General features: G+C 64.6%; 8 protein-coding genes. 7 read left to right on the plus strand and 1 reads right to left on the minus strand.

The window, feature by feature from the left end:
- Positions 1–435 precede the first annotated feature (435 nt).
- The 7 genes from Q5H93_RS03895 to Q5H93_RS03925 all read left to right on the plus strand — a co-directional run bounded on the left by Q5H93_RS03895 (position 436) and on the right by Q5H93_RS03925 (position 9,903).
- Complete coding sequence (locus Q5H93_RS03895) at positions 436–1,521, plus strand: efflux RND transporter periplasmic adaptor subunit (RefSeq protein WP_305005177.1); 1,086 nt, start codon at positions 436–438, stop codon at positions 1,519–1,521.
- A gap of 118 nt (positions 1,522–1,639) precedes the next feature.
- Positions 1,640–4,837, plus strand: coding sequence for an efflux RND transporter permease subunit (locus Q5H93_RS03900; protein WP_305005178.1), 3,198 nt, complete (start codon positions 1,640–1,642; stop codon positions 4,835–4,837).
- Positions 4,830–6,272, plus strand: coding sequence for a TolC family protein (locus Q5H93_RS03905; protein WP_305005179.1), 1,443 nt, complete (start codon positions 4,830–4,832; stop codon positions 6,270–6,272). Before Q5H93_RS03900 ends, Q5H93_RS03905 begins: the two co-directional genes overlap by 8 nt.
- 201 nt (positions 6,273–6,473) lie before the next feature.
- A complete protein-coding gene (locus Q5H93_RS03910; RefSeq protein WP_305005180.1) occupies positions 6,474–6,872 on the plus strand; it encodes a hypothetical protein in 399 nt (132 codons plus the stop codon).
- A gap of 268 nt (positions 6,873–7,140) precedes the next feature.
- Entirely contained in the window at positions 7,141–7,326 is a 186-nt protein-coding gene (locus Q5H93_RS03915; RefSeq protein ID WP_305005181.1) for a hypothetical protein, read from the plus strand.
- Positions 7,327–7,872: 546 nt separating this feature from the next.
- Positions 7,873–9,441, plus strand: coding sequence for an NAD(P)/FAD-dependent oxidoreductase (locus Q5H93_RS03920; protein ID WP_305005182.1), 1,569 nt, complete (start codon positions 7,873–7,875; stop codon positions 9,439–9,441).
- A 102-nt stretch (positions 9,442–9,543) separates the two neighbouring features.
- Positions 9,544–9,903 (plus strand): CoA-binding protein, encoded by a 360-nt coding sequence (locus tag Q5H93_RS03925; protein ID WP_305005183.1) that lies wholly within the window; start codon positions 9,544–9,546, stop codon positions 9,901–9,903.
- 20 nt (positions 9,904–9,923) lie between these two features.
- Here the strand turns inward: Q5H93_RS03925 and Q5H93_RS03930 are convergent, their stop codons facing one another.
- Positions 9,924–12,491, minus strand: coding sequence for a T9SS type A sorting domain-containing protein (locus tag Q5H93_RS03930; protein WP_305005184.1), 2,568 nt, complete (start codon positions 12,489–12,491; stop codon positions 9,924–9,926).
- Between the last annotated feature and the right edge of the window lie 6 nt (positions 12,492–12,497).

Raw genomic sequence — 12,497 nt, forward strand, 5'->3', positions numbered from 1 at the left:
TTGGAGTCTCGTCGTTTGGACGCTTTGAACCAGACGGCGCGAACGACGAGACTCCAACTATTGCGTCTCTACGTCATTATCCGACGGACGAAGGGCCGGGCGGCGGGATACCAAGCACTGCTTGGCGCCCCGCTGCCCGGCCCTTCGTCCGTTAAGCCAACCCGTTCAACGGGCTTTTCTGGTCGCCTCGCCGCCGTTCATATCCTCTTAATGTTCATGAAGGCAGTTTTGCAGCACCAAAGCATGCAAAAGAAAGGTAGCAGTGTCCGTCGGCCCACTCGGGGCCAGCAGCCCGGAAGCGGGGATGACGCTCGCTTTCCGGTAGCCCAGCGGGGCTTTTGCGGCTTGCGTGGCGGCGGGCGAACGCGCCCGGCCAGCCCTTCCACCACCAGCTCTGTGATTGTTCACGCGCCCGTCGGGGTGCTTAAATCGACTATGAAAAACACGTTCGTGCTCCTGGCGCTGAGCAGCTTGTACTTCGCGACGAGCTGCTCCGGCAAGAAAGAGGCTAAAGAGGAGAAGCAGAAGTTTCTGGTGACCAGCCCGCTCCAGAAAGACACCACCATCACCAAGGAGTACGTGTCGCAGATTCACTCCATCCAGCACATCGAGATGCGGGCGCTGGAAAAGGGCTACCTGCAGCGAATATTCGTGGACGAAGGCCAGGTGGTGAAGCAGGGCCAGCTCATGTTCCAGATTATGCCGCTCATCTACCAGGCCGAGCTGCAAAAGTCGAAGGCCGAGGCTGATTACGTGGACATCGAGTACCAGAACACCAAGAAGCTGGCCGATAAAAACGTGGTATCGGCCAACGAGCTGGCGCTGGCCAATGCCAAGCTGAACAAGGCCAAGGCCGAGGTCAACCTGGCCCAGACGCACCTCGAATTCACCACCATCCGCGCCCCGTTCAGCGGCATCATGGACCACTTTCAGGCCCGGCTGGGGAGCCTGGTGGACGAAGGCGACCTGCTGACCACGCTCTCCGACAACAGCAAAATGTGGGTCTATTTCAACGTGCCCGAGGCCGAGTACCTCACCTATAAGGAGCACCTGAAAGCCACCGACGGCCCGCAGCGGGTGCAGCTGCTGATGGCTAACAACGAGCTATTTCCGCACCCCGGCCTGGTAAAAACCATCGAGGCTGACTTCAACAACGAAACCGGCAACATTGCCTTCCGCGCCACCTTCCCCAACCCCGACGGCCTGCTGCGCAACGGCGAAACCGGCAGCATCCTGATGACGGTGCCGCTGCGCAAGGCCATCCTCATCCCCCAGAAGGCCACCTTCGAGATTCTGGAGAAGAAGTTTGTGTACGTGGTAGATAACAAGAACCGGGTACACCAGCGCGAAATCACCATCGCCTCGGAAATGCCCGACCTCTACGCCGTTCGCACCGGCCTGAAGGCCGACGAGAAAATCCTACTCGAAGGCATCCGCAAGGTGAAGGACGGCGACGACATCGCCTTCAACTACGAGGCGCCGAAGAAGGTGCTGGCCAATCTGAAGGTATACAGCGAATAGGTTTTTAATGGTTAATGATTAATGGTTAGTGGTTAATAAGCCTGTCTCATCAACCACCAACCTGCGCCACCCTGCCGTTCATTAACCATTAATCATTAACCACTAACCATTAATTTCCGTGTTCAGTAAATTCATTCGGCGGCCCGTCTTCGCTATCGTTATTTCGATAGTTATCCTGTTCTTGGGCGGGCTGGCCATCAAGATGCTGCCGACCTCGCAGTTTCCGGAGATTTCGCCGCCCATGGTGATGGTATCGGCCGCTTACCCGGGGGCCAGCGCCAAGGTGCTCACCGAGTCGGTGCTTATCCCGCTGGAGCAGGCCGTGAACGGTGTGCCCGGCATGAAGTACATGACCTCCGACGCCGTGAGTGCCGGCGAGGCCAACATCCAGATTGTCTTCAACCTGGGCACCGACCCCGACCAGGCGGTGGTGAATGTGAACACCCGCATTGCCCAGGTGATAAACCGCCTGCCGGTGCTGGTGCAGCGCGAGGGCGTGATTGTGAACCGCGTGGTACCCAACATGCTCATGTACGTGAACCTGTTCAGCAAGGACAAGAACACCGATATGAAGTACCTCTTCAACTTTGCGGGGGTAAACATGCTGCCCGAGCTGCAGCGCCTGAGCGGCATCGGTCGGGCCAACATCCTGGGTAGCCGGCAGTACGCCATGCGTATCTGGCTGAAACCGGACCGCATGCGGGCCTACAACATCTCGGTGGACGACGTGATGAAGTCGCTCGACGAGCAGAGCGTCATCGGCTCGCCGGGCCGCATCGGGCGCTCCGACGGGCAGCGGGCCGAGGCGCTGGAATACGTGCTGAGCTACCAAGGGCGCTTCAACGACGTGGAGCAGTACAAGAACGTGATTCTGAAAGCTAACCCCGACGGCGAAATCCTGCGCCTCAGGGATGTGGCCAACGTGGAGCTGGGCTCCGAGTTCTACGACATCTACTCGAACCTCAACGAGTATCCGTCGGCGGCCATCGTGCTGAAGCAGACTTACGGCTCGAACGCCAAGGACGTGATTAAGGAGGTGAAGGACAAGCTGGAGGAGCTGAAGAAAACCAGCTTCCCGCCCGGCATGGACTACAAAATCAGCTACGACGTATCGAACTTCCTCGATGCCTCCATCGAGAACGTAATTGACACGCTGCGCGATGCCTTTATTCTGGTGGCGCTGGTGGTGTTTTTGTTCCTCGGCGACTGGCGCTCGACGCTCATTCCCATCATTGCCGTGCCGGTGTCGCTGGTGGGCTCGTTCATTGCCATGCAGGCGTTTGGGCTCACCATCAACATGATTACGCTGTTTGCGCTGGTGCTCTCGATTGGCATCGTGGTGGACGACGCCATCGTGGTGGTGGAGGCCGTGCACGCCAAGATGGAGGAAGAGCACCTCTCGCCCTACAACGCGGTGCGCAAGGTGCTGGGCGAAATCAGCGGGGCCATCATCGCCATTACTATTCTGATGACGGCGGTGTTCGTGCCGGTATCGTTCATGAGCGGGCCGGTGGGCATTTTCTACCGCCAGTTCTCGATTACCATGGCCACGGCCATCGTGATTTCGGGCCTCGTGGCCCTGACTTTGACGCCGGTGCTCTGCGCCATGATTCTGAAAAACCACCACGGCCACGCCAGGAAGAAAACGCCCATCCAGCGCTTCTTCGACGGGTTCAACCGGCTGTTTGAGAAGCTCACGGGGCGCTACACCAACCTGCTGGAGAAGATTGTGGACCGCCGGCTGGTGACCTTCCTGCTGCTGCTGGCCTTCGGGGCGGGCATCTTCGGCATCTCGGCCAAGCTGCCCACGGGCTTCATCCCGAGCGAGGACCAGGGGCTGATTTACGCCATCATCCAGACGCCGCCGGGCTCGACGCTGGAGCGCACCAATGCCATTGCCGGGCAGCTCTCGAAGCTGGCGCGGGAGGTGCCGGGCGTGGAAAACGTGTCGGCCCTGGCCGGCTACGAGGTGCTGACCGAGGGTCGCGGCTCCAACGCCGGCACCTGCCTCATCGACCTCAAGCCCTGGGACGAGCGCAAGAACATGACCGTGACCCAGGTGATTGCCAAGCTGGAGGAAAAGGCCCGGGAGATTCCCGGCGCGACCGTCGAATTCTTTGAGCCGCCGGCGGTGCCGGGCTACGGCGCGGCGGGCGGTTTCCAGCTGCAATTGCTCGACAAAACCAACACCGGTGACTACAAGGCGCTGGAAAAGGTGAACGAGGAGTTCATGAGCAACCTGCGCAAGCGGCCGGAGCTGGCGGGCCTGTTCACCTTCTTCTCGGCCGACTATCCGCAGTACGAGCTGAAAATCGACAACCAGCTGGCCATGCAGAAGGGCATCACCATCGGCAACGCCATGAATACGCTCTCCATCATGGTGGGCTCGACCTACGAGCTGGGCTTCATCAAGTACCAGCGCTTTTTCAAGGTGTACGTGCAGGCCTCGCCCGAATACCGCAAGCTGCCCGAGGACATCCTGAACATGTGGGCCAAGAACGACAAGGGCGAAATGGTGCCGTTCTCGGCCTTTATGAAGATTGAAAAGTCGCAGGGGGCCAACGAAATCAACCGCTACAACATGTACACCACCGCCTCCATCCGGGGTGGGGCGGCCGAGGGCTACAGCTCGGGCGAGGCCATCAAGGCGGTGCAGGAAGTGGCGGCCAAGACGCTGCCGCGCGGCTACGACATCGACTGGGGCGGGCTGTCGAAAGATGAAGTGAGCCGCGGCAACGAGGCCATTGTCATCTTCATGGTGGTGCTGGGCTTCGTGTACCTGGTGCTAGCGGCGCAGTACGAGAGCTTCCTGCTGCCGCTCTCGGTTATCTTCTCGCTGCCGGCGGGCATCTTCGGCTCGTTTTTGCTGATTAAGCTGCTGGGGCTGGCCAACGACATCTACGCCCAGGTGGGGCTGGTGATGCTGGTGGGCCTCTTGGGCAAAAACGCGGTGCTCATTGTGGAGTTTGCGGTGCAGAAGCACGAGGAGGGCATGAGCGTGCGGGCCGCCGCCATCGAGGGCGCGAAAGTCCGCTTCCGGCCCATTCTCATGACCTCGTTTGCCTTCATCGCGGGGCTGATTCCGCTGGTGCTGGCCCACGGGGCGGGGGCCATCGGCAACCGCACCATCGGCACGGCCGCGCTGGGCGGCATGCTGTTCGGCACGGTGTTCGGCGTGATTATCGTGCCGGGGCTGTACTACATCTTCGGCACGCTGGCCGAGGGCCGGAAATTGATTCGGGACGAAAACGAATACCCGGTATCCGAAGGGTTTGAGCCGCGGGTGACCATCGATGAAACCGAACCTTATGCTTAGCAAACGCCTGTATCAATGCCTCGGCGCCGCCACTTTGGCGGTAGCCGCCGCGGCCTGCAAACTCCCGCAGGTGGCCACCCTCACCCAAAACCGCAGCACCCCGGCGGCCTACGCCAACGCCCCGGCCCCGGCCGACAGCGCCAACTCGGCCCGCCAGCCCTGGCGGCAGTTCTTCACCGACCCGCACCTGACGGCCCTCATCGACTCGGCCCTGCTGCACAACCAGGAGCTGAACATCACCCGCCAGGAAATCGACATCGCCCGCAACGAGGCTCAGGTGCGCAAGGGCGAGTACCTGCCCTTCGTGGGCCTCGGGGTGCGCGCCGAGGCCGAGCGGCCCGGCCGCTACACCCTGCGCGGGGCCACCGAGGAGGCCATCGACGTGAAGCCCGGCGTGCGCACCCCCGACCCGCTGGCCAACTACCAGCTCGGCGCGTTTGCCAGCTGGGAGGTCGACATCTGGCACCGGCTGCGCAACGCCCGGCAGGCGGCACTGCGCCGCTACCTGGCCTCGGTGGAGGGCAAGAATTTCACCACCACCAACCTGGTGGCCGAAATTGCCAACTCCTACTACGAGCTGCTGGCGCTGGACAACCAGCTGGCCATTGTGCGCCAGAACATCGGCATCCAGACCAACGCCCTGGAAATCGTGCGGCTGCAAAAGGCCTCGGCCCGGGTAACCGAGCTGGCCGTGCAGCGCTTCGAGGCCCAGGTGCAGAATACCACCAGCCGGCAGTTCGACATCCAGCAGCGCATCACGGAGACGGAAAACCGCCTCAACTTCCTGCTGGGGCGCTACCCGCAGCCCATCGTCCGCGACGCGGCGGGCCTGAGCAACCTGCTGCCGCCGGCCGTGCAGGCCGGCCTGCCGGTGCAGCTGCTCCAAAACCGCCCCGACGTGCGCCAGGCCGAGCTGGAGGTGCAGGCCGCCGGGCTCGACGTGCGAGTGGCCCGCGCCGCCTTCTACCCCGCGCTGCGCCTCTCGGGCGGGGCCGGGTTCGAGGCCTTCCGGCCGGGGCTGGTGTTCTCGGCCCCCGAGTCGATTCTGTACTCCATCGGCGGCGACCTTGCGGCTCCTTTAGTGAATCGGAACGCGATAAAAGCCGTGTACGGCAGCGCCAACGCCCGCCAGAACCAAGCCGTGCTGAACTACGAGCGCACCCTGCGCAACGCTTACGTGGAAGTAGCCAACCAGCTGGCCAACATCGCCAACCTGCAAAGCAGCTACGCGGCCAAAACCCGCGAGGTGGCCGCCCTCACCGAGTCGGTCAACATCTCGACCAGCCTCTTCGGCTCGGCCCGAGCCGACTACACCGAGGTGCTCTTCACCCAGCGCGACGCCATCGAGGCCCGCTTCGACGTGGTCGAAATTCGCATGCAGCAGCTGCAGGCCGGCGTGCAGGCCTACCGCGCCCTGGGCGGCGGCTGGCGCTAAGAACGAGTAGGATTGAACGAGTGGGAGTGAACGAGTGGTAGTACGAATTCCCCGCAGGGGTTCGTACTACACTTCGTCGTTTGCACGGTTATAACACCGACAGAGTGGTAGTACGAACCCCTTTGGGGGATTCGTACTACCACTTCGTTCTGTTAGCTACTTGCAACTTTTCACCCCGCTCCCGACCTCTCTCAGGAGCGCATGAAAAAACTCCTCCTCTCCCTCCTGCTCCTCCCGGCCCTCCCCACCCTGGGCCAGGGCCGCGACACGGTGCTTGCCGTGCACAAATTATTTGCCCAGAAGCGTGCCAGCGGTGAGGGCATCGCCGCCGGTGGGGCCACCGTGGGCGCGGGCGCGGCCGTGGGCTCGCCCCTCTACACCGCCCCGCAGGTGAGCGGCCCCGACGTGGCCACGGCCGCCGTGATGGGCGCGGTGCCCGCCGCCCTGGGCCTGCTTCAGATGGGCCGCTACAGCCCCCAGCGCGAGGCCGAGGTGCTCAAGCTCTACGCCGAGGGCTGGGGCCTGCCGCCCGACATCCGCCGCAAGCTCCGGCGCAAGCACTTCCGCCGCACGGCCGACGACGTTCGGGCGGGGCTGTAAAAAAGCCCGCGCCTTTGTCCCGCCACGCAGGGCGGCCGCCAAAGTAGCCACCCGCGACACCTACCTCAAGCAATATGGCACCGCCACCAGCGCCGCCATCGCCCGCCACAAAACCAGCCCCTTCTACACCGAAGCTCTCGGCAAAGACTGCCAGTGGCTCAGCGATACCGCCAACAAGCCCGACCCCAACGGCCTGCAGCCCGACCTCACCATCACGCCCGGCCCCGAGGGCTTCGTCCTGAAGTGGAGCAAACTCGACCAGGACGGCGTGAAGGTGTTCCGCCGCCGCAAGGCCGGCGAAACCGCCTGGCACTACCTGGCCTTCGACTCCCGCTCGCCCTACATCGACACCGAAACCGGCCTCACGGGCACCTACGAGTACCAAGTGCAGCTGATGAACGACGATAAGCCGGTGGGGCAGGCGTCGGATATCGGGACGGCCGTGCATGGGTAGTATGGAAGCAACTCGAAAACAATACCTGCTTCGTCTGCTGGGCGCCGTGCTACTAGCCGGCGCAGGCTGGCTGCTGATGGGCCTGGCCTGGAGCAGTGAGGGTATCGGCCATCCGTATGCCACTATCGGCTTTTTAGGGGGGCTTGGTCTGCTTTTCGCCGGGGTAGCTCGCTTCTTTCTGTTGGCTACCCGATAGCCTGCGGGCTGCCTGTTTGCCCCCTCAACTCCCGAAACCCCGGCTGCCGGCGCAGTCCGGGGTTTCGTTTTTTCAATTTCGTCTTTTCAATCGGGCCTGCCGAATAGCCGCAAAGCGGCGACACGTTGGTAGTATTCCGTTTCAATGCGGGTACCAGAGCCGCAAAGCGGCGGCACTTTTCGCCAAGAGGAAGTGCCGCCGCTTTGCGGCTCTAACCTGCTCCCCCCCTTATCAGCTACCAACGTGTCGCCGCTTTGCGGCTATTCGGCAGGCGGGGTTTTATAATTCCTGGCACCAGCGACTAATTTTGCACTCCCCCCTTTTGAAGGCTAACTCCCTTCCCCACCCGCATGAAACAAGAGCTGGAACTGCTCCTCGCCCCCGAGGTAGCCTTTGATGAATTGGCCCGCTACGAGGCCATCCTGGCCCACGCCGGCCTGCGCCCCGGCCAGGCCGACTTTATCCATCTAAAACGCCGCTCTATTGACGCCCGCGGCCGGCAGCCGCTGGTGCGCCTGCGGGCCGAAATTTACCAGGAGGCCCCGCCCCGCGAGCTGTTCGGGCCCTGGTTTGAGTACCCGAACGTGGCCCAGGCCAAGCGCCGGGTGCTCATCGTGGGGGCGGGTCCGGCGGGGCTGTTTGCCGCCCTGCGTTGCATCGAGCTCGGGCTAAAACCCATTGTGCTGGAGCGCGGCAAGGACGTGCGCGCCCGCCGCCGCGACCTGGCCGCCATCAACAAGGAGCAGACCGTGAACCCCGACTCGAACTACTGCTTCGGCGAGGGCGGCGCCGGCACCTACTCCGACGGCAAGCTCTACACCCGCGCCACCAAGCGCGGCGACGTGGGCCGGGTGCTGCGCCGCCTCGTGCAGCACGGCGCCACCACTGACATCCTCGTGGATGCCCACCCCCACATCGGCACCAATAAGCTACCCGAAGTCGTCAAGGCCCTGCGCGACGCCATCATCGAAGCCGGCGGCGAGGTGCATTTCGACACCCGGGTGACGGATTTGATTTTGGAAAACAACCGCCTGCGCGGCGTGGTCACGGCCGCCGGCGCGGCGCTGGAGGCCGAGGCCACCATCCTGGCTACCGGCCACTCGGCCCGGGATATTTACGAGCTGCTGCACCGTCGCGGGGTACTCATCGAGGCCAAGCCGTTTGCGCTGGGCGTGCGCGTCGAGCACCAGCAAAGCCTCATCGACCAGGCCCAGTACCGGCGGCCCGAGCGCGGCATTCTGCCCGCCGCCTCCTACGCCCTGGTGCACCAGACGCAGGTGCGCGGGCAGCAGCGCGGGGTGTTTTCGTTTTGCATGTGCCCGGGCGGGTTTATCGTGCCCGCCGCCACCGCCCCCGGCGAAGTGGTGGTAAATGGCATGAGCCCCAGCCGCCGCGACTCGCGCTTTGCCAACTCCGGCATTGTGGCCGCCGTGGAGCTGGAGGACATGAACCTGCGCGAGCACGGCCCGCTGGCCGGCCTGCATTTCCAGGCCGCCATCGAGCAGCTGGCCTGCCGGGCGGCGGGCGGCACCCAGCAGGCCCCCGCCCAGCGCCTCGGCGACTTCCTCAAAAACAAGCTCTCGCCCGAGCTGCTCGAAACCAGCTACCAGCCCGGCCTGATTTCCACGCGCATGGACGACGTGCTGGGGCCCGCCCTCGCCGAGCGCCTGCGCCAGGGTTTCACCGATTTCGGCCGCAAAATCCCCGGCTACGCCACCAATGCCGCCCAGATTGTGGGCGTGGAAAGCCGCACTTCCTCGCCGGTGCGCATTCCGCGCGACAAGGAAACCTTGCAGCACCCCGAAATCCAGGGTCTGTTTCCCTGCGGGGAGGGCGCGGGCTACGCGGGCGGCATCGTGAGCGCCGCCATGGACGGCGAGCGGGTGGCGGAAGCGGTTTCTGTTTTAGCTGTTAGCTAATAGCTCTTAGCTGTTAGCTTTTGTTCTTTCGTAGAAGATTATCATACTTCCCTTCCACTCAAAAAAGCTAACAGCTAGCAGCTATTAGCTAACAGCTACAAAATGAAAAAGACCCTCGTCCTCGGCGCCTCCGACAACCCTTCCCGCTACGCTTACCGGGCCGTGCATTCGCTCAAAAATCACGGCCACGAGGTGGTGCCCGTGGGCATCCGCAAGGGCCAGGTGGCGGGGCTCGACATCCACACCGACCGCCCGGCGCTGGACGACATCGACACCGTGACGCTGTACGTGGGCCCGCAAAACCAGCCCACCTGGTACGACTACATTCTGAGTTTGAAACCCAGGCGCATCATCTTCAACCCCGGCACCGAAAACCCGGAGCTGGAGCGCCGGGCCCAGCAGCAGGGCATTCGCACCGAAGAAGCTTGCACACTGGTAATGCTCTCGATTGGGAATTACTAGGGCCGCCGGGCCCGGGCCGATTACTCGACGGCGATGCGCCGCCGGGCCGTTCCCTGCGCTGTGGGCACACTCAGAAAGTACAGCCCCGGCCGCAGGCCAGTTAGCGGCAGCGTTGCTTCCAGCGAGCCAGGGGCGGGCCAGGTGCTGGCCACGCGGCCCCGCAAATCGAGCAGTACGGCCGGGCCGGTGGCCGCGGCCGACAAGCGCACGTGCAGCGCCTCACGCACCGGGTTCGGGAACACCTCGGCCGTGGGGCCGGTGCTCCGAAACAGCATCGGGGTGTTGACCAGCCGGGCCAGGCTGTGGCGGGGCTGCCCGGCTACGCGGGTAAAGAAGCCCGCCAGCACAATGGCCTGGTCGGCCGGCTGCAGCTGCACGCCGGCGCTGGCATCGGCAGCCACTTCGCTCTCGATGGCAATGGCCTGGAAGCTGGCATCGGCGCGGCCATCGGCTTCGAGGCGCTGCAGGGTGCAGTGGCGGACATCGGCGCCGGGCACCAGGGCCAGTAGGCGGCCATCGGGCTGCTCGGTGAGCGTGAGGGCGGCGCGGGCGGCGGCAAAGCCGGGGTCGGGGCGGCCATCGGGCAGCAGGCGCAGCCAGCCGTTGGCCACGGCCTGCCCGCCGAAGCTGGTGAAGCTGCCGCGCAGCAGCACCTGCCCGTTGGCCAGCACCTGCGCCTGAAACAGGGTGTTGGGGCCCGCCGCGCTGCCCAGGTCGAAGCCCGGGTCGATGGAGCCGTCGGGGTTGAGGCGGGTGAGGTGGCTGCGCTGCCGGTCGTGCCAGTAGATGAGCATCCGGCCATTGGGCTGGGGCAATACGCTCTGCACCCCCGTTTGGTACCCCACCCCGATGCCCAGCGGGGTCTGGGCGGCCTGCACCCACAGGCCCGTGGCGGGCGGCACGAAGCTGCGGTCGAGCCGGCCGTTGGGCTGCAGCAGCGCCAGGGCCTCGCGCGGCTGGCCGTTATTGCTGACAGAGAGCGTGCCACACACGGCTATCTTGCCCGAGGGCTGGGGGAATACCGTCGCCCCGTAGAGCCCCGGCGTAGTGTAGCTCAGCGTATCGGTGGCAAAGCCCGGGTCGGGCTGCCCGCTGGCCAGCAGGCGGTCGATGAGCACCGGGCCGGTGCTAAACCCACTGGGCAAATGCACGTGGTAAAAGGTGCCGTCGGGCTGCGGCCACGGATACCCGACCCGGGTATTATTATTAACAACGGTGGGAAACGCCAGGGAGGCCTGGTAGCTGCCATCGGCCGCGAGGCGGTGGTAGTAGGCCGGGGGTAGCGGCTGATTGTTAAAATTCAGCTGGTCGCCCGGGCCTACCGTGCCCCGCAGATGAAACGTGCCATCGGGCAGCGGCACGACGGATAAGGTATTCACGTTTTCCATGCGGGGCGCAAAGCCGGGGTCGAGGCGCCCGGCCGGGGTGAGGCGCGTGAGGCCGGGGCTGGGCTGCTGGTCGACGCTGGCGTAGTCGCCGCCCACCATATAGCTGCCGTTGGGCAGCTCGGCCAGCGCCCACACGAGGCCGCCCGGGCCGCCGCCCGTGGCAAAGCCGGCATCGGGGGTGCCATCGGCGTGGAGCCGCGCCACCGCCTGCCGCACCGCGCCCAGCGCGGTCCCAAACCACCCCGCCACCAGCACCTCGCCGCTGGCCTGCACCCGCACCTGAAACAAAATGCCGTCGAGCGGCGCCTGAAACGACGCGTCGAACGAGCCATCGGGCAGCAGCCGGCGCAGCGAGCCCTGGGCTTGGTCCAGGACGGTCCCCGCCACCAGGATTTTGCCGTCGAGGGGCTGGCGCGCCATTGCCAGCACCACCGGCTTGCTGCCGTTGGCGTTCTGGGCGAGCAGCGCCGAGCGGAACGAGGTATCAACGCTGCCATCGGGCAGCAGCTGGACGATGCCGGGCGTCAGGTAGCCGTTTACTTCCGTGAATACGCCGGCCACCAGCAGCTTGCCATTGGGCAGCACCTCCACGGCGTGGACTTCGCCCGGCGCACTACCGTTCCCGAAACCCGTGCCGAGGTTGAACGCCGGGTCGGGACGGCCATCGGGCAGCAGGCGCTCCAGAGCAACCGTAGTGCCGGCGGCGTTGTGGCAGATGCCGCCCACCAGCAGCTTGCCGTCGGGCTGCGTGGCCAGGGCGAGGATGGTGCCGCTCACCCACGGCGCCCCGCTGGCCCGGAAGGTGGCATCCGGGCTGCCGTCGGCGTTGAGGCGCAGGGGCTGGGGCACGTCGCCCAGAAAGTACTGCTCACCCCCGTAGACGATTTTACCATCGGCTTGCAGCGCAATGGCCCGCATGTGGCGCAGGTAGCTGCCCCCCACCCCGGCCCGCCGCCGAAAGGCCGTATCGGGGCTGCAGTCGGCATTGAGGCGCACCAACTGACTGCCCAGTTGCCCTTCGTAGCGGGTCACCATCGTTCCCATCAGCACTTTGCCGTCGGGCTGCACGGCCAGGCTATAGGCCCGGCCGGCGGGGCCGGTGGTGGTGGTAGGAGTGAAAGCCGGGTCGAGCTGCTGCGCCCGCGCCGGGGCGGCGGCCGCCAGGGCCGTCAGGGTTATCAGAAAGTAAAAAAGCTTCATACGCAA

The organism is Hymenobacter aranciens, from assembly GCF_030580865.1.
Taxonomy (GTDB): Bacteria; Bacteroidota; Bacteroidia; order Cytophagales; family Hymenobacteraceae; genus Hymenobacter; species Hymenobacter aranciens.